The following is a 23,809-nucleotide window of genomic DNA, read 5'->3' on the forward strand; positions in this document are numbered from 1 at the left end:
TGGGCTCTTGGTGCGGAACGATGGGGATCGCGTCATCCCCCGGGTGAAATTGACTGGCCGATCACCCGCGCGGCCCTAGTAGCGTAATCGGATGGACAGGCGGTTATCGCCCTCCGTCGCGGTGAAGCGCGCCGACTCATAGCTCGGAATCCCGGCGATGGCCGGCGCGTCGTTGGAGATGCCGTACCCCTCCACCGGGAAGCCCAGCAGGTTGCGGTTGAAATCCCGGTCATTGTTTTCGTCATGGTACAGGGCGATCGCATAGCTGCGGCGGGCCGGCACACCCAGGCATGCCGCGGTGGCTCCGGCATGGGCGGGGGTGCGCAGGCGCGCCAGCTTCTTTCCCGGCGCGAGGAACTCGGCCGGATTGTCGCCGTAGACCGTGATCGTGATCATCCCATGGTCGTTCCGCACGTTCGTCGCCTCGACATGCAGGCGGACCTGTGTCGGGGAGTCGCCGCAGGGCGCCGCCTCCCCGGTCAGGACGGGGCCGGCGTCGGCGCCGCTCGCCACCGCCGGCTGCGCCGACGCCGTGACCGACGGCCCGAGGCCGCAGAACGGCAACAGCCCGCCGGCCAGGGCGAGAAACATGGTCAGACGACGGCTTGCGGTCATGACGGCCTGCGCAGATGACGATCCGGCGAAGATATGTACTGACGGATACAAAACGCCAGCGACTTATGCGTGATGGCCGCCTGCGGCGTGTGATCGCGGGCTGCGCGGCATTCGCAAGTCGGCGATGGCGGGAAATTTCAGGGCGCCGGCCGCCCGGAGGGCGGCGACTCGCCGGCCCTTGCCGAGGCCCGGCCCGCCGTGGGGGGCTGGCCGGTGGAGACGCCGGCCGACAACGCCGCCGCCGCACCCAGCACATAGAGGACCGCGCTTGCCAGGGCGGTCGCCACCGAGGCCCAGCCGGCGCCGATCAGCCCGTGGCGCTGCAGCATCCAGGCCATCAGCGCACACAGAGCGCCGTTCGACAGGAAGGCCATCTTCAACAGCAGGTCGGGCCGGCCCAGGGCGTAGAGCAGCGGCTCCACCGGGAAGACCGCGACCGTGAGCGCCGTCGCCAGCACGAGCAGTTGGAGCACCGGCACGGCGGCCAGGAAGGCCGGGCCGAACAGGGTGGCGACGATCGGTCCCCCGGCGACCTCGATGATCAGGAACAGGAGGGTGCCGACCCCGCCGGCCAGCAAACCGGCGCGGATGGCGATGGACCTCAGCCCGTGCCATTCGCGGGCGGAAGCGAGGCGGGAGAGATCCGGATAGAGCGTCTGGTTCAGCAGGTCGACCGGCTTGCCCAGGGCCGTGCCGATCTCGCGGGCAACCTTGTAGAGCCCGGCGGCGGCCGGGCCGGCGATGCCGCCGACCAGGAAGACAGAGACGTAGTTCGGCACCAGCGCCAGGGTCGAATGCAGGTTCGAGATCGCCATGAACCGCCAGATGCCGGGATTGCAGCGCCCCAGTCCCCGCAGATCGGCCGTCATGCCGGCGAGCAACCCGCGCCGCCGTGCCTCACGCCACGCCATGACGACGGCGATCACCGCGCCGGCAAAGCCGGCGACCATCCAGACGGCGAGATAGGCCGGCAGCGGGGCATCCAGCAGGAAGGCCACCGCCGAACCGATGAGGCGCACCGCCGGGGTGACCAGCACCTGGCGTGCCAGCAGGTCGAAGCGGTCGAACTGGCGCAGCATGCCCTTCGGCGTCGCGATGGCGTTGGCCAGTGCCAGCGGCGTGAAGCACTGCGCATAGAAGACCACCTGGTCGTTCCATTCCAGGAAGGGCGCCACGGCCGGCGCCAGGAGAACGGCGCAGACCATCGCGACGATCGCCCCGGCGACGTCCATCACCGTGCCGGCCTTGATGGTCGCCTGGAAGCCGGCAAGGTTGCCGGCCTCGACATGCTTCACCCCGTAATGGATCACCGCCTGGTTGGACTGGACCGTCGCGACGCCCGACAGGAACTGGACGTGGGTCTGCAGAAGGGCGAAGAGGCCGAATTCGACCGGCCCGAGGCCGCGGGCGATCAGCGCGAAGCTGCCGAGCTGCATCAGGCCGGTGGCGCCTTTGCTTCCCAGAAGCAACCCGACATTGCGGAGCGCCCGCCGCATCATTCCGACGTGGCGCGTTCCTGTTTGCTGCGTCAAACGACAATCCTCTGGCTCTGCGACCTGCTGCGACAGCGCTATGCGTTGCCGCCTTCCATACGCGATGATAAGTAGCCTGTCTCTTCGGAACACGCCGCTTGATTGTTGCCGAGGCGGTTGGCATCGGCGGTCCGGCGTTCCATGTCATCGGAAATCAGCCCCTCATCGGGGCTCGAAGGGCAGCGATGTTGCTAGATCTCAGGGAGCTTGCCGGGACCTCGTCGTTCGAGACGGGCCTGTGCATCGTCGGCGCCGGTGCCGCCGGGGTGACGCTGGCGCGTCAGATGCTGGCCCGCGGGCACGAGGTGATGCTGGTCGAAAGCGGAGGCGTGGACTTCGAGGCCGACGTGCAGGCGCTGGCCGCCGGCAGCACCAGCGGCCAGCCATACTACGACCTCGGCGACGTCAACCTGCGGATGGTCGGCGGCACCACCCCCATCTGGGGCGGGCGCTGCGCCGAGCTTGAATCCATCGATTTCGCGCAGCGGTCCTGGGTTCCCCACAGCGGCTGGCCGATCACCCGCGACGAGATGGAACCCTACTACGTGCGGGCGGCCGGCGAATTGTCCATCGCCAGGCCGGATGCGGGCCGCGATGCCCTGATGCGGACCCTGCCGATCCTGCGGCGGCTGGAGACCGACGGGCTGCGTGTCGGTTGCTGGAGCTTCGACGACCGCCGCAACCGCTACACGCTTCCCAACATCCGCGACGTCGCCGACCATCCCAAGGCCCGTCTTCTGGTCCATGCCACCGCCACAGGGCTGGCGCTGTCGGACGACGGGCGGCGCATCCTGTCGGTGACGGTGCGGGATGTCGGGGGACGGGAGGCGGTGATCCGCGCCGGCCGCATCGTGCTGGCGCTCGGCGGGCTGGAAACGCCGCGCCTGATGCTGGCGTCCAACGAGGTGGCGCCGGCCGGCATCGGCAATGGCCGCGACCTCGTCGGCCGCTTCTTCATGGAGCATCCGCATGCGCGCGGCGGCCGTCTGGAAACCACGGCGTCCTGGCCGCTGCTCGCCGCCTTCGGGCGGAGCCATCGCGTCGGCGGCACGCGCCATGCAGCCCTGCTCGGCCTCCAGGAGGAGGAGCAGACGCGGTCGCAGACCCTCAACTCGGCCTTCACCCTCGGTGCCCGCCAGGGCGAGCGGGAAGCCCAGTTCTGGGCGATGAAGAGCTACAACGCCATGAAGCACAGGCTGAACCCGTCGGCCCTGAACCGGCGGTTGTGGCGCGGCGTGAAGGACACGGCGCTGTGGGTGCATGAGCGGGTCGATCCGCTGCGGCCCTGGGCGCTGGTGCGCTCCGGCGCCCGGCAGCTCGCGATGATCATGCGGGCGGAGCAGGCTCCCAATCCCGACAGCCGCCTGACCCTGACGGCGGACCGCGACGCGCTCGGCATGCCGCGTGCGGAACTCGATTGGCGGCTGACCGAGCTCGACAAGCATACGGTCCGGGTGATGGTCGCGCGGATGGATTCCGCGTTGAAGCGCCTCGGCCTCGGCGCGGCGGTTCCGTCGCCCTGGCTGGAGGATCCGGCGACGCTCTGGTACAGCGATCCGCTGATCAGCGCCCATCCGCTGGGCGGATACCACCACATGGGCACGGTCCGCATGGCCGACGACCCGGCGCGGGGTGTCGTCGACCGGAACGGCAAGGTGCATGGGGTGGAGAACCTCTATGTCGCCGGGAGCGCCGTCTTCCCGACCTCGGGCTGGGCCAACCCGACCTTCACCATCCTCGCACTCGCCCTGCGGATGGGCGATCATCTCGACCAACTTGCGCCGGCAGCGGCGCGATAAGCGAATGTTCCGAATTCCGCCCGCAGATGGGCGGGCTTGGAAAACCTGCTTCGTCACCTCCAACTCGGGAATCACAGGTTTGAAGGCAATCATCCTCAGCGCGGGCCAGGGCAAGCGGCTCCTTCCCTTGACCGACAGCCGTCCGAAATGCCTGCTGCCCCTGAACGGACGCTCGCTGCTGGAATGGCAGCTCCGGGCGCTGGCGGCCAACGGCTTCACGGACGTGGTGGTGGTGGTGGGCTTCGCCGCGCAGGCGGTCGAGGCCGCGGTCCAGGAATTCGTCGTGCCGGGACTGAAGGTCCGCACGCTGTACAATCCCTTCTACGGCGTCGCGGACAACATCGGCAGTTGCTACGTGGCGCTTCCGGAGATGACCGGCGACTTCCTGATCCTGAACGGCGATACCTTGTTCGAGCCGGCCGTGCTCGGCCGGTTGCTGGAACGTGCCACCGCGCCGGTGACGGTCACCATCGACCGCAAGGAAGCATACGACGCCGACGACATGAAGGTGTGCCTGGACGGCGGCCGCCGGCTGCGCGCCATCGGCAAGACGCTGCCCGTCGACAGCGTCGACGGCGAGTCGATCGGCATGCTTCTGTTCCGTGGCGACGGCGGCCAGCGCTTCGCCGGATCGATCGACGCTGTGCTGCGCGAGCCGGAAGGGACGCGCCGCTGGTACCTGTCGGCGATCGACCAGCTCGCCCGCCGCTGCGACGGGGTGGAGGTGGTCTCGATCGAAGGGTTGCAATGGGGCGAGGTCGATTTCCCGGCCGATGCCGAGCGGGCGCGACGGCTGGTCGAGGGGTGGGTGGAGAGCGGACGGTTCCCACCCCACTGAGGATGGTCCCGGCCACGGGGCATCTTTCCACCTGAGCGCTTGCGGTCCGCACAAGGCGGTTCAGCCGGCCGACTTCCGGCCCTGCAGAGTGTGGGCGAGCAGCGCGATCTGGCCGACCGCCAGCTCCTCCAGCCGCAGCGCTTCGGAAAGCACCGATTCGTCCGTCGACCTTTCGGCGATGTCGCCGAAACTCTCGGCCAAGCGCTCGGGCACCGCAACGGCGGCGCGCACGGCCTGCGCGATGTCGGTCGGCAGAGGACGGGCCGGCAGGGGACCGGCTGCGGCTGAGCCGGGCAATGCCGCGCTGTCGGCCGCCCGCAGCTCGGCCACGGTCCGCTCCAGCCAGGCGACCCCGTCGGGATCGCCCAGGCCGTGTAGCACGGCGGCAAGCTCCTGGAGTTCCGAGACGGCCGCGGACAGCAGGGCCGCCTTCAGCGGCTGGAAATCCGCCATGGATGCGACGCGATGGCGCGGGGCCGAACGGGTGTCGGCGGGATGCGCGCTGCGTTCCCGATGGAACGCGGCGCGTCTCTCCCGCCGGAGTCTGGCGGCATGGGACAGCTCCTCCCGCGCCAGGGCTTCGGCATTGCTGCGGACGGGGTCCGCCTCGGCGTGGGCGGCGATGTAGCTGTAGAAGGCGAAGGCGCGCTGTTCGTTCAGGACCGCCAGGGACAGCGCCTGATAGGGTGTGATGCTGCTGCGTTCCGCCAGTTCGTCCCAGGACGAGGCGATGTCCGGCGGCAGGTGCCAGACGAAGGCCCCGGTGTCCGCAGGCGGCAGGCCGAGCGCATCCTCCCAGTGTTCGACCGCGGCGGCATGCCCTTCCTCTTCGCGGACCAGGGCGCGGAAGATGCCGGCCAGCGCGGCATCGCCCCGCCGGTCCATCATGCCGGCCAACTGGCCGTAGCGGCGTACCGCCTCGCTTTCCATCGCCCGGGCGATGCCCATGAGGTCGGCCAGCGAGGCGACCGGGCCCGGCGGCTCCTGCGTCAGAAACGGCATTCCCACTCCTCCTGTCCGCATCGCCCGCCCGCGATATCCGCCGCAAGCCGGCCGGGCGGCAGTCGTCATGTCCCGCAGCATATTCCGGAAGCCGGTCATCCCGGCTTGACCGCGGTCAAGACGTCCGGGACCGCGGCGCGCTTAGATCCCCCAACGACACCAGGGACATGTCCGGGGAAGAGCGGTGGTGATGGTCGAGACGGTTCGAAGAGTGGCGCGGGCAGTCTTGCTCGGGCTCCTCCTTCTGGCGACGGGAGCAGGCGTAACGGCGGCTGCGGCCGATGGGACGAAACTGGCCCGGTACCTGTCCGCGCTCCAGCCGGCGGATCTGGTGCCCGGCGCCGACCGCTTCGGCCAGCCCGCCGGGGGGGCGCGGCCGCTGGTCCCGGTCTTCAAGGGCGAGACGCTGGCGGGCCACGCCTACCTGACCTCGGACTTCGTCAACACCACCGGCTATTCCGGCCGGCCGATCGACGTGGTGGTCGGCCTGTCGCCCGACGGCACGGTGACCGGCGCGCGCCTGATGGACCATCACGAGCCGATCGTGCTGATCGGCATTCCGCCGGCGCGCATCAACGCTTTCATCAACGGCTATGTCGGCAAGAACGTGCTGGAGCTGGCGTCGCAGAGCGCCGCCAGCCCGCCCGTCGACATCGTTTCGGGCGCCACGGTGACGGTGATGGTCATCGGCGATTCGATCATCCGGTCCGGCAAGAAGGTGATGCAGGCGCTCGGCCATGGCACGCCCGCGGACGCGGCGACGGCGGTCAGGAAGAGCCTGGACCTGTCGCAGACCGCGGTGGAGGACTGGGCGGCGCTGATCGGCGACGGCTCCGTCCGCCGGCTGACGCTGACGGTGGGCGAGGTCAACGCCGCCTTCGAGCGCACCGGCCGTGCCGAGGCGGTGGCCAGGGCGGAAGCCGGAGAGCCGGACGACGGGTTCATCGATCTCTACGCGGCCCTGGTGACGGTTCCGGCCATCGGACGCTCGCTGCTGGGCGATGCGGAATACGAGAGCCTGACCGGCCGCCTGAAGCCGGGCCAGCAGGCGATCCTGGTCGCCGGCCAGGGGCGCTACTCCTTCAAGGGTTCGGGCTATGTCCGCGGCGGCATCTTCGACCGCATCGAACTGGTGCAGCACGAAGGCTCCATCCGCTTCCGCGACCGCATGCACAAGCGGCTGGGAACCGTCGCCGCCGCCGGTGCGCCGGCTTTCCCCGAGATCGGCCTGTTCGTCCTGCCGGAAACGGCGGAGTTCGATCCGACGGAGCCGTGGCGGCTGCAGCTTCTCGTGCAGCGCCCGGTGGCGGCGCTGGACAAGGTCTTCGTGACCTTTGATCTCGGCTACCAGTTGCCGGACAAATACCTGAAGGTCGAGCGTGCGGCCGCACCGGTCGCGACGCAGGCACCCGCCGGTCCGGCTGCCGCGGCGCCGGAGGTCGCAACTCAGAACGGCGTCGACGCCGAGTCCGCCGATGCCGCGGAGACCCCGCTGTGGCAGCGCATCTGGCAGAGCCGGGTCGCCGACATCGCGGTCCTGACTGTCGCGATCCTGCTGCTGACCGGCATCTTCTTCTTCCAGGACCAGTTGGTGAAGCGGCCGGCGCTGTATGAGCGGGTGCGGCTGGGTTTCCTGGTCTTCACGCTGGTCTGGCTCGGCTGGTACGCCACGGCGCAGCTCTCCGTGGTGAACGTCCTGACCTTCGCCAACGCGTTGCGCAGCGATTTCCGCTGGGACTATTTCCTGATGGATCCGCTGGTGTTCATCCTGTGGTTCTCGGTGGCGGCCTCGCTGCTGTTCTGGGGACGGGGCGCCTTCTGCGGCTGGCTGTGCCCGTTCGGTTCCCTGCAGGAGCTGGCGTCGAAGGCGGCCAAGCGTCTCGGCATCCGCCAGGTGACGGTGCCCTTCGGCCTCCACCAGCGGCTGTGGCCGATCAAGTACATGATCTTCCTCCTGCTGTTCGGCCTGTCGCTCTATTCGCTGGCGTCGGCGGAGAAGGCCGCCGAGATCGAGCCCTTCAAGACCGCGATCATCCTCCACTTCGTCCGCGACTGGTGGTTCGTGATCTTCGCGGCGGCGCTGCTGCTCGCCGGACTGTTCATCGAGCGCTTCTTCTGCCGCTATCTCTGCCCGCTCGGCGCGGCGCTCGCCATCCCCGGCCGGCTGCGGATGTTCGACTGGCTCAAGCGCTACAGCGAGTGCGGCAGCCCCTGCCGGCGTTGCGCCAATGAATGCCCGGTCCAGGCGATTCATCCGGACGGTTCGATCAACCCGAACGAATGCATCCAGTGCCTGCACTGCCAGGTGCTCTACCACCACGACCGCAAATGCCCGGTCATGATCCAGAAGCGGCTGAAGCGGGAACGCCGGGAAGCCGGCAGCCAGACGCCGGAGGTGCCGGAGCCGCCGGCCGGCCCAGGCCGGCGCCGTGTCGGCACCGTCAGCACCGACCCGGTGACCGGCACCCTCAGCCTGCGTCCGCGCGGGCACTGACCGCCACCCACCGGCCCCCTGCCTGCCGGTGGCGGGCCAACCGGCAAGACTTTCATCGGGGCCGCCGTCTCGGCGGTCCCGCCAAGCCCCCCAAGAGGGGTTTATCGAAGGAGCAAAGCATGTCGAACGAGATGATTCCGGCGGGCGTGAACCGCCGCGCGCTTCTGGGCGGAACGGCCAAGGTGGCGGCGTTCGCCGGCCTCGCCGGTGCCGTCGGCGGCGGGACCGCAAGCGGGGTCGCCGGAAGCGCACTGTTCGGCGCGGCCGCCGCCCAGGCGGCCACCCCTCAGCCCGGCCACCTCAACGCCGAGGTGAAGCCCGGCGACCTCGACGAATATTACGCCTTCCATTCCGGCGGGCATTCCGGTGAAGTCCGTATCCTCGGCCTGCCGTCGATGCGCGAGCTGATGCGGATTCCGGTCTTCAACCGCTGCTCCGCCACCGGCTGGGGCATGACCAACGAGAGCCGGAAGATCCTGACCGAGCATATGCTGCCGGAAACGAAGAAGTTCCTGGAGACGCGCGGCGGCATCTATCTGAACGGCGATGCGCACCACCCGCACATGTCCTTCACCGACGGCACCTATGACGGCCGTTACATCTTCATCAACGACAAGGCCAACACCCGTGTCGCGCGCATCCGCTGCGACATCATGAAAACCGACACCATCATCGAGATCCCCAACGCCGCCGCCATCCACGGCCTGCGCCCGCAGCGCTACCCGCGCACCGGCTATGTCTTCGCCAACGGCGAACAGCGCGTGCCGACCCCGAACGACGGCCGCGACCTGACCGCCACCAAGAACTACAAGTCGCACTTCACCGCCATCGACGGCGACACGATGAAGATCGCCTGGCAGGTGTGGGTCGACGGCAACCTCGACAACACCGACGCCGACTACCAGGGCAAATACGCCTTCTCCACCTGCTACGATTCCGAAGAGGGCGTCACCGCGGCGGAGATGACCAGCGGTGAGCAGGACTGGGTCGTCGTCTTCAACCTGAAGCGCATCGACGAGGCGGTGAAGGCCGGCAAGATCCAGTCGGTGAACGGCGTGCCGGTGGTGGACGGCCGCCATGGCAGCCCCTATACCCGCTACATCCCGGTGCCGGCCAACCCGCACGGCATCAACGCCGCCCCCGACGGCATCCACGTCACCGTCAACGGCAAGCTGTCGCCGACCGTCACCGTGTTCGACGTGCGCCTGCTGGACGACCTGTTCGACGACAAGATCAAGCCGCGCGACGTCGTCGTCGCCGAACCGCAGCTCGGCCTCGGGCCTCTTCACACCGCCTATGACGGCCGCGGCAACGCCTACACGACGCTGTTCCTCGACAGCCAATTGGTGAAGTGGAACATCGACAAGGCGCGGCGTGCCTTCAAGGGCGAGAAGGTCGATCCCATCATCCAGAAGCTGGACGTCCAGTACCAGCCCGGCCACAACCACAGCTCGATGGGCGAGACCAAGGAGGCCGACGGCAAGTGGCTGGTGTCGCTGAACAAGTTCTCCAAGGACCGCTTCCTCAACGTCGGCCCGCTGAAGCCGGAGAACGACCAGTTGATCGACATCTCCGGCGACGAGATGAAGCTGGTGCATGACGGCCCCACCTTCGCGGAGCCGCACGATACCCTGATCGTCCACCGCTCCAAGGTGAACCCGCGCTCGGTCTACGACCGCAACGACCCGATGTGGGAAGAGGCGCGCCAGCAGGCCAAGAAGGACGGCGTGGTGCTGGAGGACGACGCCAAGGTCATCCGCGACGGCAAGAAGGTCCGCGTCTACATGTGGCAGCGCGCCCCGGCCTTCGGGCTGGAGGAGTTCACCGTCCGCCAAGGCGACGAGGTCACCGTCTATGTCACCAACATGGACGACATCGACGACCTGACCCACGGCTTCAGCATCACCAACTACGGCGTCTGCATGGAGGTCGGCCCGCAGGCCACATCCTCGGTGACCTTCACCGCCGACCGTGCGGGTGTGTACTGGTACTACTGCCAGTGGTTCTGCCACGCCCTGCACATGGAGATGGCCGGCCGCATGATCGTCGAGCCGTCCTCCACCTGATCGCCTGAAGCTCTCCCTCTCCCGCCCCGGGAGAGGGAAGGGGCCCATACGAAGCATGGGAAGGGTGAGGGTCGATCCAAGGATCAAGATCCATGTTCGGATCACCCCTCACCCTCCCGCCTGCGGCGGGTCCCTCTCTCTCCCGGGACGGGAGAGGGGATCAATCCACCCGCCGATGGAGACAGACCATGCTCCTCCGCACCGCGACAGTCCTCGCCGCAGCCCTGGCAACCGCTCCGGCGCTCGCCGCCACGGCGACGGTCGCCCCCGGCGGCTTGGAAGCGGCGCTGGCGGCGGCGGCTCCGGGGGACACGCTGGTGCTGGCCGCCGGCGTGCATCCAGGCCCGCTGACCATCCGCACCCCGGTCACCCTGACCGGCGAGCCGGGCGCCGTCATCGATGGGCAGGGCAGCGGCAGCACGCTGACCGTCCTTGCGCCGAACGTCACCCTGCGGCACCTGGAGATCCGCAATTCCGGCCTCAGCCTGATCGACCAGAATGCCGGCGTCTTCCTCGGCAAGGAGGCGCGCGGCGCCGTGGTCGAGGACAACCGCCTGCGCGACAACCTGATCGGCGTCTACATCTGGGGTGCCGCCGACAGCCTGGTCCGCCGCAACGACATCGTCGGCCGCACCGACCTGCGCGTGTCGGAACGCGGCAACGGCATCCAACTGTGGAACGCGCCGGGCACCCGCGTGCTCGACAACAATGTGCGGGAGGGACGCGATGGGCTGTTCACCACCTCGTCCCGCAAGAACGTCTTCTCCGGCAACCGGTTCGAGCATGTCCGGTTCGCCGTCCACTACATGTACACCAACGATTCCGAGCTGACCGACAACGTCTCCATCGCCAACAATGTCGGCTATGCGGTGATGTTCTCCAACAACCTGCTGATCCGCAACAACCGGTCCAGGGCGGATCGCGAACACGGCCTGATGCTGAACAACGCCAACGGTTCGCGCATCGACGGCAACCTGATCGAGGGCCGCTTCGCCGGTGCCCTGTCCGACGATGGCGAGGCGCTGCCCGACAGCGACATCCCGCGCGACAGCGAGGCGATGAGCGACCGGCTGCGCAGCGGCACCTGGAAATGCGTCTTCATCTACAACGCCAACAAGAACCGCTTCACCGCCAACCGGTTCGAAGGCTGCGAGATCGGCGTCCACTTCACCGCCGGATCGGAGCGCAACAGCCTGACCGGCAACGCCTTCATCGGCAACCGCACCCAGGTGAAGTATGTCGGCACCCGCTATCTCGACTGGTCGGAGAACGGGCGCGGCAACTACTGGTCCGACAATGCCGCCTTCGACCTGAACGGCGACGGCATCTCCGACGAGCCCTACCGCCCCAACGACGTGGTGGACCGGGTGATGTGGGAGTACCCGGCAGCGAAGCTGCTGATGAACAGCCCCGGCGTCCAGGTGATCCGCTGGGCGCAGAAGCAGTTCCCGGCCCTGCACCCCGGCGGCGTGATCGACAGCGCTCCACTGATGACGCCTCCCCCGATGCCCGCCCCGGTCCAGACAGCCCAAAGCCCGATTGCCGAAAGGAAACAGCCATGACCGACTTCACCGCGGAGGTGCAGGGCGTCACCAAGCGCTATGGCGAGACCGAGGCGGTGCGCGGCGTGGACCTGACGCTGGCGCCCGGCGAATGCGTGGCGATGGTCGGCCACAACGGTGCCGGCAAGAGCTCGCTGATCAAGCTGATGCTCGGCCTGACCACCCCGTCGGAGGGCCGCATCCGCGTGCTGGGCGGCGACCCGGCCAGCGCCGCCTGCTCCCCCATCCGCCGCCGGATCGGGTTCCTGCCGGAAAACGTCGCCTTCCATCCCAACATGACCGGCCGCGAGACGCTGGACTTCTACGCCCGGCTCAAGGGGGCGCCGCGCGGCGGCAACGACGCGCTGTTCGAGCGGGTCGGGCTGGAACCCGCCGCGATCAGGCGTCGGGTCGGCACCTACTCCAAGGGCATGCGGCAGCGTCTGGCGCTGGCACAGGCGCTGCTCGGCGGCCCCAGGCTGCTGTTCCTCGACGAGCCGACGACCGGCCTCGACCCGGCACTGCGCCAGAGCTTCTATGCCATCGTCGCCGAGCTGCGCGACCAGGGCACGACCGTCCTGCTGTGCAGCCATGCCCTGACCGAGCTGGAGGGGCAGGCCGACCGGGTCGTGGTGATGAACCGCGGACGCAAGGTCGCCGACGGCTCGCTCGCCACCCTGCGCAGCCTCGCGCGCCTGCCGGTGCGCATCCGCCTGACCATGCCGGCCGCCGACATCGACGATCTGGTCCGCAGGGTGGGGGAGGGGGCGGCGCCGACCCGGCTGGCCGGCGGGGTGGTGGAACTGGCCTGCGCCAACGACGACAAGGTCGGGTTGGTGCGCCGCATCGCCTGCGACGGACCCGCCGTCCACGACATCGAGATCGTCCAGCCCAGCCTGGACGAGATGTACGCCCACTTCCTGCGCCGGGAGGCCGCCGAATGAACACGCTCCTGATCATCGCCGGCAAGGAACTGCGCGAGGCGACGCGGAACCGCTGGGTCGTCGCGACCACGCTGCTGATGGGCGCGCTGGCCCTGACGCTGAGCTTCCTGGGATCCGCGCCGACCGGCACGGTCGGCGTCGGACCGGTGGAGGTCACCATCGTCAGCCTGTCGAGCCTGACCATCTTCCTGCTGCCGCTGATCGCCCTGCTGCTGTCCTTCGACGCGGTGGTGGGGGAGATCGACCGCGGCACCATGACCCTGTTGCTGTCCTATCCGGTGGCGCGCTGGCAGTTGCTGCTCGGCAAGTTCCTCGGCCATGCGGCGGTGATCGCGCTGGCGACGGTGGTCGGCTACGGCGCCGCCGGGCTGACGATGGCGATGGGCGACACGCCGATCGGCCCGGAGAGTTGGCGCGCCTTCGCCGCGATGATCGGCTCCAGCGTGATGCTGGGGGCCGCCTTCACGGCGCTGGGCTATCTCGCCTCCACCCTCGTCCGCGACCGCGGCACGGCGGCGGGCATCGCGGTGGCGGTCTGGCTGTGCTTCGTGCTGCTGTACGACATGGCTCTCCTGGGTCTTCTGGTCGCCGGAAGCGGCATCGGCGTCGAGGCGCTGAACTGGCTGCTGCTCGCCAATCCGGCCGACGCCTACCGCCTGTTCAACCTGACCGGTTTCAAGGGCGTCAGCAGTTTCGCCGGCACCGCCGGCCTCGCCGCCCATGTCCAGTTGCCGGCCCCGATGCTGCTGGCGGTGATGGCCGCCTGGGTGGCCGCCCCGCTGGCGCTGGCCGCCGCCCTCTTTTCGAGGAAGCAGATCTGATGCGAACCATCCCAACCCTGCCGGCCGCCCTGCTGGGCGCCGCCCTGCTGCTGACGCTGCCCGGCTGCAAGCAGGAGCGCGCCGAGGTCGTACCGCCGCCGCCGGCGGTGCTGACCGCCGACGCCGTCGGCCACTATTGCGGCATGAGCCTCGCCGACCATGCCGGCCCGAAGGGGCAGATCCTGGTGAAGGGACAGGAGCGCCCGATCTGGCTGTCGTCGGTGCGCGATACCTTCGCCTTCACCATGCTGCCGGAAGAGCCGAAGGAAATCCGGGCCATCTACGTCACCGACGTCGGCAAGTCCAAGGATCCGGAGGCGCTCGACATGACCGCCTGGGTGGAGGCGCGCCGGGCATGGTACGTGCTGGGCAGCCGCCTGCGCGGTGGCATGGGAGAGGCCGAGCCCTTCCCCTTCGCCGAGGAGAGCGCCGCCCGTGCCTTCGCCGCCGCCAATGGTGGCGAGGTGCTGCGGTTCGCCGACATGCATGAGGACCGGATCCTCACGCCCCCGGCAGAGCCCGCCATGGCGAAGGAAGACCACCAATGACCATGCCCGTCACCCGCCGCCGCTTCCTGTCCGTGGCCGCCGCCTCTGGCCTTTCCCTGCTGCCGCAGCGAGCGCGGGCGGCCGGGGTGCCGCTTCGCACCTGGCGGGGCGTGGCGCTCGGCGCCGATGCCAGCCTGACCATCGCCCACCCCGACCCGGTGGAGGCCGACCGTCTGATCACCCTCAGCCTGCGGGAGGTGGAACGGCTGGAGCGGGTCTTCAGCCTCTACCGTGCCGACTCGGCGCTCCGCCGCCTCAACCGTGACGGCATGCTGGACAACCCGCCTGCCGACCTCGTGCGCCTGCTGGCCCAGGCGGTGGCGTTCGGCCATGCAAGCGGGGGGGCCTTCGACCCGACCGTGCAGCCGCTGTGGGAACTCTATGCCGGCCACTTCTCCCGCAGCGGAGCCGATCCGGCGGGGCCGCCGGCCGCCGCGGTGCGGGGGGCGCGGGGGCTGGTCGATTTCCGTGCCCTGCGCGTGGACGCAGACCGCATCGCCTTCGCCCGGCGCGGGATGGCCGTGACGCTGAACGGCATCGCCCAGGGCTATGTCACCGACCGGGTGTCCGAGCTGTTGATGGCCGAGGGAATGGGGCAGGTGCTGGTCGACATGGGCGAACTGCGCGCCATCGGCCATCATCCGGCCGGCCGGCCCTGGACGGTCGGGCTGGCCGACCCCGCCGATCCCGAGCGGACCGCGGAGACGGTGGAGCTTGGCGACCGCGCGTTGGCGACGTCCGGTGGCTACGGCACCCGCTTCGATGCCGAGGGGCGTTTCACCCACCTGTTCGACCCGGCCAGCGGCACCTGCGCGGCGCACTGGCTGGCGGTGACCGTACAGTCTGCCGACGCCACCACAGCCGATGCCCTGTCCACCATCCTCTCAGTGGTGCCGGAAGGGCGCGTGGGGTCCATCCTGGCCGGCCATCGCGGCACCGCCGCCCGCCTGACCCGCCCCGACGGCAGCGTCCTTCGGCTCGCGGCATGAACGTTTCCGCACAACGGTTATGGAATTGAGGAGGATATCGTGGGTAGCTTCAGCCTTTTCCATTGGGCCATCGTCCTGCTGGCCGTCCTGCTGCTGTTCGGCGCCGGCAAGCTGCCGAGCGTGATGGGCGATCTCGCCAAGGGCGTCAGGAGCTTCAAGGCCGGCCTGAAGGAGGAGGACCGGGGCGGGGGCACACCCGTCGCCTGACGGACGCACGGGTCGGCACCGGACGGCGGTAAGCCGGTCGACAATGCACCGCGCCGGGTGCTCGGAAGGGCATCGCTGGCCGGCGTGGCGAGGCCGGCGGGGACATCGGTGTCCCCGCCGGCCCGTTCCGTTACTCGCTGTTCTTCTTCAGGAAGGCGATCAGATCCTTGCGGGCCTGTTCGTTCTTGACGCCCGCGAAGGCCATCTTGTTGCCCGGCAGGGCGGCCTTCGGGTCGGTCAGGTAGGCGTCGAGGCCAGCCTCGTCCCAGGTCTTCCCGGCGTTCTTCAGGGCCTCGGAGTAGGAGAAGCCATCATGCGAGCCGACCTTGCGGCCGACGATGCCATGCAGGTTGGGGCCGACGCGGTTGGGACCGCCAGCCTCGATGGTGTGGCAAGCCTTGCACTGGTTGAAGACCTTCGCCCCGGCCTCGGCATCCTGTGCCGCGGCAACGGCGGGCATCATCGCCGACAGGCCAAGCATCAGGCCGAGAGCGGGTCCGATGGCGGCCAACCCGGCAGTGTTCCTCTTCATACCTTGTCCCTTTTCTTCTGGACGTGAAAACAGCCGACCGGCGGAAGCCGGCCGACTCCGGTGGCGGGCGCGCCGCTCAGACGCGGTGCGACGCACCAACGATACGACGGGCGCCCGCGCTGTCGTGGAAAAAGCCGTTGACGAGGGGGGCTTCGGTCAAGCCGGCCAGTTCCGCTGCCACCGCGCCACCCTCCCGCCGGCCGTCGAGCAGGTCGCGGAAGGCCTCGGCGACGCGGACCATGTCGACCACCTGCGGCGACAGGCGGAAGCGCCCGACTCCCATTGCGGTCAGCTCCTCCAGTTCCTCCGCGAGGCAGAGATAGCCGTGGGACAGGGTCTGGGTGCCGTTGACCGTCAGGAAAGGCTGGCCGTCCATCGTCGCCACCGGCATGCCGTCCGGATCGCCGGCGCAGACGAACTGGCAGCCGTCCTTATGCAGGCCGTGGGCGCGCGCGTGGTAGCAGCGGGCGGAGATGGCGAGGGGCGCCCGGCCCCACGCCTGCACCTCCACCGCCGTGCCGACTCCGGCCGCAGCCTTGGCCAGGGCCGCCACCGAGGCCGCCGGCAGTTCCGCCGGCAGTGACACCGCCACGGCGCCGCGTCCGGCGAGCCAGCCCAGCGTCGCCTCGTTGTATACGTTGATGGTCGGTCCGACCGCATGGGGGCGACCCGCCAGCAGCGCCAGCGCCCCCATGTCGTTCGCCTCGATCATCGTGGCATCGGACAGGGCGTTGCCGGGGGACACCAGCTCGCGCATCGCCGCACGCTCGCGCTCGCTGCCCACCAGGATGGGGCTGGCGAGCCAGACGGTCTTGCCGGCCGCCGCCAGCCGCTCGACGACCGACTGCATCGCCACCGCGAAGAAGGGAGCCCGCTTGTGGCAGACGATCTCGCCGACGACCACGGTGTCGACCGGGGCCTCGTCGGCGATGCGGGCGTAGAAGTCGCACCAGCGGTCGACCGACCAGTTGAACAGCACCGGCCCCAGGGTCAGGGAGGGTTTCATCGTCATCGTCTCCTCAGCGCCAGGCGCGGGTGTAGGCGCCGGTGGTCTGGGTCCCGCCCTCCACCATCGCCTGCAGGTCGATCCTCGGCACCGGCCGCCCGGCGGCGAAGGCATCCAACGCCTCGCGGTAGGCGCGGACCACCGCGCCGATATAGGCCTTGCCGCGCTGCCGGCCCTCGATCTTCAGGGCGCGGACGCCCGCCGACTTCAGCTCCGGCAGCAGGTCCATGGCGTTGAGGCTGGTCGGCTCCTCGAACAGGTATGCGGCGGTGTCGCGGGCGACGAAGCGACCCTTGCACAGGGTCGGATAGCCGGCGTTCTCGCCTTCGCCGAAGACGTTGATGGTGAAGCCGCCGAGGGTGGAGGCCAGCGCCTTGCCGCGCGGTTCGTAGCGGACATGGCTGGCCGGCGAGCAGACGCCCTGCTTGTTGGGCGAGAGGCCGGTCGCATAGGACGACAGCGAGCAGCGCCCTTCCGCCATCGGGCAGAGGCCGCCGAACACGAACACCTCGGTCTCCACGTCGACCTCGGCATTGAGCTTGGCGATCTCCGGCACCGTCAGCACGCGCGGCAGGACGATCCGCCGGACGCCGAAGGCATCGCGGTAGAGCCTGATCGCCTCGGCGTTGGCGGCCGATGCCTGGACCGACAGGTGCAGCCTCAGTTCCGGGTGGGTGCGCGCGGCATAGTCCAGCAGCCCCAGATCGGCCAGGATGACGGCGTCGGCCTTCAGCCGTGCCGCATCGTCGACCGCGCGGTGCCAGGGGGCGAGGTTGCCGGCCTCCGGATAGGTGTTGATGGCGACGAACACCTGGACCCTGCGGGCATGGGCGAAGGCGATGGACTCGGCCAGATCCTGGCGGGTGAAATTCAGGCCGGGGAAGTTGCGGGCGTTGGTCTCGTCGCGGAAACCAAGATAGACGGCATCGGCGCCGGCCTCCACGGCGGCGCGCAGGGCGGCCGGGGTGCCGGCCGGGCAGATCAGTTCGAACCTGTCCATCCCTTATGCCTCCCGTCCGGGGCCGAAGCCGGGCAGCCGTGCCTCGATCCGGGCGATTCCCCACTTCAAGGGCGGCGGCAGAAGCCGGCGCGCATCGGCCAGACGGTCGAGCAGGGGGCCAGCATTGCGGCGCAACACCGGCAGCAGGCTTGCCAGCGGTCCGGCGAAGGACAGCGCATCGGCCAGCAAATCCATCTCCTCCCCGTCCAGCGTGTTGCGCAGGGCGACGATCAGCGCGGTGTCACCGGCGATGGACAGTTCGCGGCGGAAGAACAGCGCGTCGCCGTCGATGCGCCCCTCCAGAAGATCGAGCAGCCGGGCATAGGGACCGCTGATGACGGCATCCGCCATCCCGTCCGTTGCAGCCGCGCCGTCCTTCCGCGCCTGACAGGGCCGCAGGCGCAAGGACAACTCGGGCCCGACCCGCAGGAGGAGGGCGACGCGCGCATCGGTCGGCTCGATCAGGACCCTGGCGTCCGGCATTTCCCGCATGGCTACGAACGCACGGGGATGGCGGATTGCCAGGAGCCGGACGAGCCGGTCCAGGAGAAGCCCGCTTCCCCGGTCTCCCATTCGCAGGACGAGCCCAAGACCTGCGCGGCTCAATTCGGCTTCGATCAGGCGGGCGCGGCCATCGGCAATGGACTCCGCATCGGCATCCAGTACGGCATCGGGATCGCGCATCGGCGGTTCCCCTCCTTCTTGGTCAATCCGAGCCCAATGAATTCAAGCCGATAGCCCTTGTCCTTGATAACGATCAAGTCCGTGGCAAATAGCCGCGCTTCAGGCAGCCCCCATGAGGGGGGAGTGGTCGATGATGTCATACAGCCCGTGGTCCTCGCGGGCGATCCGCTGCTTCAGGGCGGTCACGACCTCCCTGGTTTCGCTGACGAAGGCGGCCGGATCCCTGGCGACGGCCAGCGGGCCGGGCCAGCGCGTGCGGTACTGGTCGAAGCGCGCCCTCAGGTTGCCCATCTCGGCCTGGAAGCGGGCTGCCGTGCCGCGCAGGGCGGGATCGGGATGAGTCATCAGGCGGGGGTAGAGCGCCTTGTCTTCCAACGACAGGTGAACCGCGAAGATGCCGAACAGGTCACGGACTGCGGTGGTGAGCGGGCCTGGATCCGATGCTGTCGCGGGGGCCGTGAGCAGGACCTCTATGCGGTCGACGAGCTTGCTCACGTTTGCGTGGTGCTCGCGATAGATGGCGGTGTTGATGAGGGCGGTGGTCATTGGCGATGTCTCCAACCTGCGCCGTCTCGTGTGGGCGGCGTTGCAGCCAGACTGCCCGCTGGGCATCAGCGGATCCTTGCGCCAGAGCAAGTTTCTATACGAAAGACCGGTTTGGTTGCCGGCGGCGTGGGACGGGCATTTCGGCGGCAGGCGTGCCGGCTTGGCCGCGAACATTGGGCTGACCGTTGGTGGAGCACGGCCATCCAGCCAGCGGCTTGATACAAAATCCTTGACTTTGCTTTAAATCCTAAATTCTAGGTAAAAAATCTTAAATCGGTGAGTTTCCGATGCTAGCACTGGAGGTGCCGAGGGGGCGGGCTGCATCCGTCTGTGAAACCCGTTGAATGGAGCAGGACCTATGAAAAGGGCGATCGCTTGCGATCGTTGCAGTCCTGTCGCTTCAAACCCCCGCCATGGCCGATCTGTATCAAGCATCGCGGCCAAGCTCCGGCATCAAGGTCGGCGATGTCGGGTTGGGTGCACGGCAAATCGGAGTGGATGCGGCCGGCCGGGCGTCCCGATCGGGCCGCCCGGTGCGTGCAAATGGGTGAAAGGGACCTGAACCATGGTGACTCAGACCAGTGCGGCGATCCCGTGCCAGTCCGCCGAAAGCATCATCGATGCCATACTCCGCCGGGAGGGCTGGCCCCGCTACACCGATCGTCCGTTGGACCGCGGCGGGCCGACGAAGGGCGGCATCACGCTGGATACCCTGGCCGGCTGGCGCAGGCGGCCGGTCAAGGCGGCCGACGTGGCGGCCCTGGACGAGGCCGAGGTGCGGGCGATCTACCGCGCCCGCTACATCGAGGAGCCTGGCTTCTCCAACATCATCGACCCGGAGCTGCGGGCTCTGGTGATCGATTCGGGCGTCAATCACGGTCCACGCCGGGCCGCGACCTGGCTGCAGGATGCGGTCAACGACATTGCCGGGCGGCCTCTGTTGAGGATCGACGGCATCGTCGGATCAAGGACGTTGGCTGCGGTCAATCGCGGCGATGCGGCCGCGCTGTGGCGCTCCGTCTTCGCCCAGCGGATGCGCTTCTACGGGCAGATCATCACCGGAGACGCCCGGAAGCGTGGGCGGACCGAGGATGACGCGCTGAATGCCTCTGGCTGGCTCAACAGGCTCGCCGAGTTCCTGGAGGTTTGAGCCATGCCTCGATGATGTTCACGCCTCGTCGTATCCCGGTTCCCGTGTCTGTCCTGCGCGCTCGTCGGCCTTCTCGGTCTTGGGATGCGGTGCCCCGCCTTCCGTAGGCCCATTGTCCCGACCAGGCGGCGTTTCCGGTTGCTGCGGCGCCTGCCGGTTGACCTCGCCCGGCACCGGTTGGTCGTCCGTGGGTTTGTCGATCATGGCTCTTGCTCCCTGAGGGTGATCAGACTCCAACAGTGTCCGTCCGACTTCATCACCGCCCGTGCCATTCCGGTTACGTGCCTTGCCCTGCCAGAGAGGAGGTTCCATGCTGCCTTTGCTCGTCGCTGCCGCTGCCCCGCTCGCCGAACTGGCGGGCGAGGAGGTTGCAAGGCTGATCGCCGGGGATGATCCGGCAAATGCCCGGACGGGCGCGGCCGTTGCACAAGCGCTGGTCACCGCCGCCGGTACCGTCACCGGTTTCCCTGTTGCCAAGCCGGAGGACATAGCGCCGCTCGCCGCCTCCATCGCTGCCGATCCCGCCGCGCTGGCCGAGTTCCGGAAGGCCGTCGCCGACCGGATGCTGAGCCTGCTGGCCCTCGACAACGGCGATCGCGCCAATGCCAGGGGGCAAACGGTGGACCTCGCGAAGGCCGGCAGCCGGATCGCCTGGGGGGCGCCGCTGGTTTCGTTCGTGGTGCTGGTCACCTTCGGCGTCGTGCTGTACCGCGTGCTGTCGGTCCCGGCCGGGCAGGCGGACCCGAACGCCTCGCTGATGCTGGGGGCGCTGACCACCATGGCCACCGCGGTGGTGTCCTACTGGGTCGGGTCGAGCGCCGGCAGTGCGGCCAAGGACAAGCTGCTGCGGGGGAAGTGACGAGAGCCGGCGGGAAGCGGGCCACCGCCGTCGGAAGGCCTGGACCGCCAAGAGGATGCTGCGGACGATGGGTCGCCGTTCGCACCAGCCTTGCTCCATACCCGCACGTGGCGGCGGTGCGAAGGGGAGCGGCCGGCGGGCCGCTCCATGAGGTCAGCCCCGATACGCGATCATGCGGCGTTGCCGCAATTCAAGGTGTCGCAACGATCGGTTCGGCATCCGGCACTCAGCCGCACATCCCGCCGCAGCAGGATCCGTTGCGCCGCGCCAGCAGGCGATCGAAGGGGATGCCGACGACACCCACCGGGGGAATGACGTCCTGCAGCAGGGACAGCACGTCCGTTCGCATGGTGCCGGGCGGGCAGCCTGTCACGTCGCAGACGGACGCGCCGGTACCGTCCGGACCCAGGACCGCCCCATCGTCGGCAACCGTCGCGTCGCCATTACGGTCGATGCGGACGCGCAGGGTAAAGGGTGTGTCCGCTTCGGTGGCCCGGCCGATCCGCACCTGCCAAACCCTCGGGCCCTGCTCGCGATAGTCCCAGGTCAGGCCGGCGCCGAAATGGGCGAGAAGCTGGTGGTGCAGAGGGCGTGGGTCGTGGTCGTTGACCAGCAGGAATCCTTCGCCTGCCGCCAAGCCCTGCACGGCCTGGAAGACCAGCGGGTGGCGTTGGAAGGGCGGGATGGCCTGGAGGTCGATGACCGGCTCGGTCCGGTCGGCCTGGATCGTCGTCAGCATCATGGTCCGTCTGGATAGGGGAACAGGGGCGGGATCGCCGGGTCCAGCCTTACCGCGGATGCGTCGGCGCCTCTTTGTTCCAGCACAAACGGCGACTGCGGCCGGCTGCCGGACGGGGGACACCGATCCCGGGACGACGCGATCATGCCGCCGTTGTCGTCATCGCCCCGGCCAGCAGCCGGTCGTCTTGCGATGTAAGCAGGGCATCCGTGGCGGGAAGCAGCGTCGTTTCTTCCTTCTGGATGTGGAGCGGCAGGCTCCGCACCAGCTCGTCGGCGAAGCCGCGGAAGACGGGCCAGAGCTCCGCATCGAAGCCATCGCGCAACCCCAGCCGGCACAGCCGGCCGAGACGCCGGGCGATCGGCAGGATATGGGCATGGTCGGCCAGCAGGTCGGCGGTGAGCTCATGGCCGCCCGCGGCGGCGAGCGCCGGGAACAGGGCCTCCTCTACGGCGAAGTGGCGCTCAAGCCCGCCGATCGGTCCGCTGTCCAGTTCCTCCGCCAGGGCGGCGAGACGGATCCGGTCCTCCCCGCACGGCGGCGGCGGAAGCGTATCCTCGCCATAGCGGCCGATGAAGGCCTCCAGGCCGTCGAGAAGGGCGAGCACGCGATGATGGTCGTCGTGCAGGATTTGGCCGGTCAGGCTGTCCGTATGCATCAGAGCGTTTCCTTCACGGTGCCGGAGCCTCCCCCCGGCTTGCCGTCCGCAGCCAAGAGATCGGCGAGCAGGGCATCGGCGGCCAGGCCATAGGCGGCAGCCGCGTCATGGACCGTCATGAACGGCGCCATGGCACAGCCCGGGCAGGCGAGGCCGTGGCGAAGCAGGCGCGGAACGGCAGCAGGCCATTCCCGCATCAGCTCGGCCATGGTCAGGTTTGCGGTCATCGGGTCGGTTATGGCCGTGACGGGCCTGCGTTCGGCATCCATGAGCTGTCCTCCCCTGCCCGGATCGCACAGCCATCCTAAGCGCCGGTGTGCCGGCGGTCTTTGCGCCACCGCAAGCTCGCGCCGCCGGGTGCGGCACTGCGGGCCGTCAAGCCGGGGCGGCTGTCAGGGCCGGTCGGCGGCGGGCAGATCCTCGGCTATGGCGACCAGCGCGTGCGGCTTGCGGATCACCACCTGTTGCCGGCCGCTCTCGACGATGCCCTGCGCCTCCCAGGCCGACAGGGTACGGCTGACGGTGTGCAGCGTGCTTCCCGTCATTTCGGCCACATCCTGCCGCGACAGCGGGAAGTTGATCTCGACCCCGGCATCCACCCGGCGGCCGGCCTGGCGGACAAGCCGGAGCAGGGCATGGGCGATGCGCCGCTCGACGCGTTCGGTCGACACCTCGCGCAGGCGGTTCTGCACCTCCCGCAACCGGCCGCCGACGATGGCGAGCGCGTTGCGGGCAATGGCCGGATGGCGCTCCATCAGCGCCGTCATGGCGGCGGCCGGCCAGGACAGCTCGACGCAGTCCGCCACGGTGACGGCATCGGCCGGATAGACGCCGTCCGTGAAGATGGCCAGGGTGCCGAACATCTCGCCCGGCCCGATGAAACGGAGGACGACCTGCTGCCCATCGGGGCCGGTCTGCACGATCTTCACCCGGCCGTCGATCAAGGCATGTCCGGCGGCGGCCGGTTCGCCCTGGCTGAAGACCGCGGTTCCCCGAGGGACGAGCCGGGAGCGCGCCTGGCCGACGACATCGCCGAGCGCATCGGCTTCGAGCCCGGCGAACAGCGGCATGCCGTGCAGGACGGCGGGATCGGGGGGCGGGGGCATGGCGGGCGTCCTGTTCCTGCGCGGATCGGTCCGCCCACTCTACCCAAGCCGGCGGGAATTTGATGCCGGACAAAGCGGGGTGGCGTGATCGCGGCCATCCTGGCCGTCCCGCCGCAAAGGGCGCCATAAGGGG

General features: G+C 69.1%; 25 protein-coding genes. 12 read left to right on the plus strand and 13 right to left on the minus strand.

Going from position 1 to position 23,809, the window contains the following annotated elements; genetic code table 11:
* Window positions 1-75 precede the first annotated feature (75 nt).
* Together J2850_RS19110 and J2850_RS19115 are read right to left on the minus strand one after the other, a co-directional pair.
* Entirely contained in the window at window positions 76-615 is a 540-nt protein-coding gene (locus J2850_RS19110; protein ID WP_209984772.1) for a DUF2141 domain-containing protein, read from the minus strand.
* 137 nt (window positions 616-752) lie between these two features.
* The gene (locus J2850_RS19115; RefSeq protein ID WP_209984774.1) at window positions 753-2,147 is read right to left on the minus strand and encodes a lipopolysaccharide biosynthesis protein; all 1,395 of its coding nucleotides are present in this window, start codon (window positions 2,145-2,147) and stop codon (window positions 753-755) included.
* A 185-nt stretch (window positions 2,148-2,332) separates the two neighbouring features.
* Between J2850_RS19115 and J2850_RS19120 the strand changes: the two genes are divergently transcribed.
* Window positions 2,333-3,946 (plus strand): FAD-dependent oxidoreductase, encoded by a 1,614-nt coding sequence (locus J2850_RS19120; RefSeq protein ID WP_209984777.1) that lies wholly within the window; start codon window positions 2,333-2,335, stop codon window positions 3,944-3,946.
* A gap of 79 nt (window positions 3,947-4,025) precedes the next feature.
* On the plus strand, window positions 4,026-4,784 hold the full coding sequence (locus J2850_RS19125) for a phosphocholine cytidylyltransferase family protein (protein ID WP_209984780.1): 759 nt from the start codon (window positions 4,026-4,028) through the stop codon (window positions 4,782-4,784).
* A gap of 60 nt (window positions 4,785-4,844) precedes the next feature.
* On the opposite strand, the gene J2850_RS19130 is transcribed toward J2850_RS19125, so the two are convergent.
* On the minus strand, window positions 4,845-5,786 hold the full coding sequence (locus J2850_RS19130) for a ferritin-like domain-containing protein (RefSeq protein ID WP_209984783.1): 942 nt from the start codon (window positions 5,784-5,786) through the stop codon (window positions 4,845-4,847).
* A 226-nt stretch (window positions 5,787-6,012) separates the two neighbouring features.
* Between J2850_RS19130 and J2850_RS19135 the strand changes: the two genes are divergently transcribed.
* The 8 genes from J2850_RS19135 to tatA all read left to right on the plus strand — a co-directional run bounded on the left by J2850_RS19135 (window position 6,013) and on the right by tatA (window position 15,396).
* Complete coding sequence (locus tag J2850_RS19135) at window positions 6,013-8,280, plus strand: NosR/NirI family protein (protein WP_246513225.1); 2,268 nt, start codon at window positions 6,013-6,015, stop codon at window positions 8,278-8,280.
* A 119-nt stretch (window positions 8,281-8,399) separates the two neighbouring features.
* The gene (nosZ, locus tag J2850_RS19140; protein WP_209984787.1) at window positions 8,400-10,346 is read left to right on the plus strand and encodes a TAT-dependent nitrous-oxide reductase; all 1,947 of its coding nucleotides are present in this window, start codon (window positions 8,400-8,402) and stop codon (window positions 10,344-10,346) included.
* A 188-nt stretch (window positions 10,347-10,534) separates the two neighbouring features.
* Window positions 10,535-11,908, plus strand: coding sequence for a nitrous oxide reductase family maturation protein NosD (locus J2850_RS19145; protein WP_209984788.1), 1,374 nt, complete (start codon window positions 10,535-10,537; stop codon window positions 11,906-11,908).
* Entirely contained in the window at window positions 11,905-12,831 is a 927-nt protein-coding gene (locus J2850_RS19150; protein ID WP_209984790.1) for an ABC transporter ATP-binding protein, read from the plus strand. The genes J2850_RS19145 and J2850_RS19150 overlap by 4 nt, the downstream gene beginning before the upstream one ends.
* Window positions 12,828-13,652, plus strand: coding sequence for an ABC transporter permease (locus J2850_RS19155; RefSeq protein WP_209984792.1), 825 nt, complete (start codon window positions 12,828-12,830; stop codon window positions 13,650-13,652). The genes J2850_RS19150 and J2850_RS19155 overlap by 4 nt, the downstream gene beginning before the upstream one ends.
* On the plus strand, window positions 13,652-14,200 hold the full coding sequence (locus J2850_RS19160; RefSeq protein ID WP_209984794.1) for a nitrous oxide reductase accessory protein NosL: 549 nt from the start codon (window positions 13,652-13,654) through the stop codon (window positions 14,198-14,200). The genes J2850_RS19155 and J2850_RS19160 overlap by 1 nt, the downstream gene beginning before the upstream one ends.
* On the plus strand, window positions 14,197-15,189 hold the full coding sequence (locus J2850_RS19165; RefSeq protein ID WP_209984796.1) for an FAD:protein FMN transferase: 993 nt from the start codon (window positions 14,197-14,199) through the stop codon (window positions 15,187-15,189). Before J2850_RS19160 ends, J2850_RS19165 begins: the two co-directional genes overlap by 4 nt.
* A 39-nt stretch (window positions 15,190-15,228) precedes the next feature.
* Window positions 15,229-15,396, plus strand: coding sequence for a twin-arginine translocase TatA/TatE family subunit (gene tatA / locus J2850_RS19170; RefSeq protein WP_209984798.1), 168 nt, complete (start codon window positions 15,229-15,231; stop codon window positions 15,394-15,396).
* Window positions 15,397-15,526: 130 nt separating this feature from the next.
* Here tatA and J2850_RS19175 read toward each other — a convergent pair whose 3' ends face one another.
* The 5 genes from J2850_RS19175 to J2850_RS19195 all read right to left on the minus strand — a co-directional run bounded on the left by J2850_RS19175 (window position 15,527) and on the right by J2850_RS19195 (window position 19,164).
* Window positions 15,527-15,928 (minus strand): c-type cytochrome, encoded by a 402-nt coding sequence (locus tag J2850_RS19175; RefSeq protein ID WP_246513227.1) that lies wholly within the window; start codon window positions 15,926-15,928, stop codon window positions 15,527-15,529.
* 76 nt (window positions 15,929-16,004) lie between these two features.
* On the minus strand, window positions 16,005-16,934 hold the full coding sequence (gene ubiV / locus J2850_RS19180) for a ubiquinone anaerobic biosynthesis protein UbiV (protein ID WP_209984801.1): 930 nt from the start codon (window positions 16,932-16,934) through the stop codon (window positions 16,005-16,007).
* A gap of 13 nt (window positions 16,935-16,947) precedes the next feature.
* The gene (gene ubiU / locus J2850_RS19185) at window positions 16,948-17,934 is read right to left on the minus strand and encodes a ubiquinone anaerobic biosynthesis protein UbiU (RefSeq protein ID WP_209984803.1); all 987 of its coding nucleotides are present in this window, start codon (window positions 17,932-17,934) and stop codon (window positions 16,948-16,950) included.
* Between the two features lie 3 nt (window positions 17,935-17,937).
* On the minus strand, window positions 17,938-18,618 hold the full coding sequence (gene ubiT, locus J2850_RS19190; protein ID WP_209984806.1) for a ubiquinone anaerobic biosynthesis accessory factor UbiT: 681 nt from the start codon (window positions 18,616-18,618) through the stop codon (window positions 17,938-17,940).
* Between the two features lie 99 nt (window positions 18,619-18,717).
* Entirely contained in the window at window positions 18,718-19,164 is a 447-nt protein-coding gene (locus tag J2850_RS19195) for a hemerythrin domain-containing protein (RefSeq protein ID WP_209984810.1), read from the minus strand.
* Window positions 19,165-19,729: 565 nt separating this feature from the next.
* Between J2850_RS19195 and J2850_RS19200 the strand changes: the two genes are divergently transcribed.
* Window positions 19,730-20,314 carry a glycoside hydrolase family 108 protein gene (locus J2850_RS19200; RefSeq protein WP_209984813.1) on the plus strand — a complete coding sequence of 195 codons (585 nt, stop codon included), beginning with the start codon at window positions 19,730-19,732 and terminating at the stop codon, window positions 20,312-20,314.
* 18 nt (window positions 20,315-20,332) lie between these two features.
* On the opposite strand, the gene J2850_RS19205 is transcribed toward J2850_RS19200, so the two are convergent.
* Window positions 20,333-20,518, minus strand: a complete 186-nt coding sequence (locus tag J2850_RS19205; protein ID WP_209984815.1) for a hypothetical protein — start codon at window positions 20,516-20,518, stop codon at window positions 20,333-20,335.
* Window positions 20,519-20,624: 106 nt separating this feature from the next.
* Between J2850_RS19205 and J2850_RS19210 the strand changes: the two genes are divergently transcribed.
* Complete coding sequence (locus J2850_RS19210) at window positions 20,625-21,173, plus strand: hypothetical protein (RefSeq protein WP_209984817.1); 549 nt, start codon at window positions 20,625-20,627, stop codon at window positions 21,171-21,173.
* Between the two features lie 226 nt (window positions 21,174-21,399).
* On the opposite strand, the gene J2850_RS19215 is transcribed toward J2850_RS19210, so the two are convergent.
* The 4 genes from J2850_RS19215 to J2850_RS19230 all read right to left on the minus strand — a co-directional run bounded on the left by J2850_RS19215 (window position 21,400) and on the right by J2850_RS19230 (window position 23,676).
* The gene (locus J2850_RS19215) at window positions 21,400-21,915 is read right to left on the minus strand and encodes a DUF2249 domain-containing protein (RefSeq protein WP_246513230.1); all 516 of its coding nucleotides are present in this window, start codon (window positions 21,913-21,915) and stop codon (window positions 21,400-21,402) included.
* 139 nt (window positions 21,916-22,054) lie between these two features.
* Window positions 22,055-22,570 (minus strand): hemerythrin domain-containing protein, encoded by a 516-nt coding sequence (locus tag J2850_RS19220; protein WP_209984821.1) that lies wholly within the window; start codon window positions 22,568-22,570, stop codon window positions 22,055-22,057.
* On the minus strand, window positions 22,570-22,839 hold the full coding sequence (locus J2850_RS19225) for a DUF1858 domain-containing protein (RefSeq protein ID WP_246513231.1): 270 nt from the start codon (window positions 22,837-22,839) through the stop codon (window positions 22,570-22,572). The genes J2850_RS19220 and J2850_RS19225 overlap by 1 nt, the downstream gene beginning before the upstream one ends.
* Before the next feature lie 123 nt (window positions 22,840-22,962).
* Window positions 22,963-23,676 carry a Crp/Fnr family transcriptional regulator gene (locus tag J2850_RS19230; RefSeq protein WP_209984824.1) on the minus strand — a complete coding sequence of 238 codons (714 nt, stop codon included), beginning with the start codon at window positions 23,674-23,676 and terminating at the stop codon, window positions 22,963-22,965.
* Window positions 23,677-23,809 lie beyond the last annotated feature (133 nt).

It is taken from the genome of Azospirillum picis (assembly GCF_017876115.1).
GTDB classification, from domain to species: Bacteria; Pseudomonadota; Alphaproteobacteria; order Azospirillales; family Azospirillaceae; genus Azospirillum; species Azospirillum picis.

Bases quoted from the DNA above. Each gene is read 5' to 3' on its own strand.
- J2850_RS19110 (WP_209984772.1), bottom strand. From the start codon at position 615: ATGACCGCAAGCCGTCGTCTGACCATGTTTCTCGCCCTGGCCGGCGGG.
- J2850_RS19120 (WP_209984777.1), top strand. From the start codon at position 2,333: ATGTTGCTAGATCTCAGGGAGCTTGCCGGGACCTCGTCGTTCGAGACG.
- J2850_RS19130 (WP_209984783.1), bottom strand. From the start codon at position 5,786: ATGCCGTTTCTGACGCAGGAGCCGCCGGGCCCGGTCGCCTCGCTGGCC.
- nosZ (WP_209984787.1), top strand. From the start codon at position 8,400: ATGTCGAACGAGATGATTCCGGCGGGCGTGAACCGCCGCGCGCTTCTG.
- J2850_RS19145 (WP_209984788.1), top strand. From the start codon at position 10,535: ATGCTCCTCCGCACCGCGACAGTCCTCGCCGCAGCCCTGGCAACCGCT.
- J2850_RS19150 (WP_209984790.1), top strand. From the start codon at position 11,905: ATGACCGACTTCACCGCGGAGGTGCAGGGCGTCACCAAGCGCTATGGC.
- J2850_RS19155 (WP_209984792.1), top strand. From the start codon at position 12,828: ATGAACACGCTCCTGATCATCGCCGGCAAGGAACTGCGCGAGGCGACG.
- J2850_RS19160 (WP_209984794.1), top strand. From the start codon at position 13,652: ATGCGAACCATCCCAACCCTGCCGGCCGCCCTGCTGGGCGCCGCCCTG.
- J2850_RS19165 (WP_209984796.1), top strand. From the start codon at position 14,197: ATGACCATGCCCGTCACCCGCCGCCGCTTCCTGTCCGTGGCCGCCGCC.
- J2850_RS19175 (WP_246513227.1), bottom strand. From the start codon at position 15,928: ATGAAGAGGAACACTGCCGGGTTGGCCGCCATCGGACCCGCTCTCGGC.
- ubiV (WP_209984801.1), bottom strand. From the start codon at position 16,934: ATGAAACCCTCCCTGACCCTGGGGCCGGTGCTGTTCAACTGGTCGGTC.
- ubiU (WP_209984803.1), bottom strand. From the start codon at position 17,934: ATGGACAGGTTCGAACTGATCTGCCCGGCCGGCACCCCGGCCGCCCTG.
- ubiT (WP_209984806.1), bottom strand. From the start codon at position 18,618: ATGCGCGATCCCGATGCCGTACTGGATGCCGATGCGGAGTCCATTGCC.
- J2850_RS19195 (WP_209984810.1), bottom strand. From the start codon at position 19,164: ATGACCACCGCCCTCATCAACACCGCCATCTATCGCGAGCACCACGCA.
- J2850_RS19200 (WP_209984813.1), top strand. From the start codon at position 19,730: ATGGTGACTCAGACCAGTGCGGCGATCCCGTGCCAGTCCGCCGAAAGC.
- J2850_RS19205 (WP_209984815.1), bottom strand. From the start codon at position 20,518: ATGATCGACAAACCCACGGACGACCAACCGGTGCCGGGCGAGGTCAAC.
- J2850_RS19210 (WP_209984817.1), top strand. From the start codon at position 20,625: ATGCTGCCTTTGCTCGTCGCTGCCGCTGCCCCGCTCGCCGAACTGGCG.
- J2850_RS19215 (WP_246513230.1), bottom strand. From the start codon at position 21,915: ATGATGCTGACGACGATCCAGGCCGACCGGACCGAGCCGGTCATCGAC.
- J2850_RS19220 (WP_209984821.1), bottom strand. From the start codon at position 22,570: ATGCATACGGACAGCCTGACCGGCCAAATCCTGCACGACGACCATCAT.
- J2850_RS19225 (WP_246513231.1), bottom strand. From the start codon at position 22,839: ATGGATGCCGAACGCAGGCCCGTCACGGCCATAACCGACCCGATGACC.
- J2850_RS19230 (WP_209984824.1), bottom strand. From the start codon at position 23,676: ATGCCCCCGCCCCCCGATCCCGCCGTCCTGCACGGCATGCCGCTGTTC.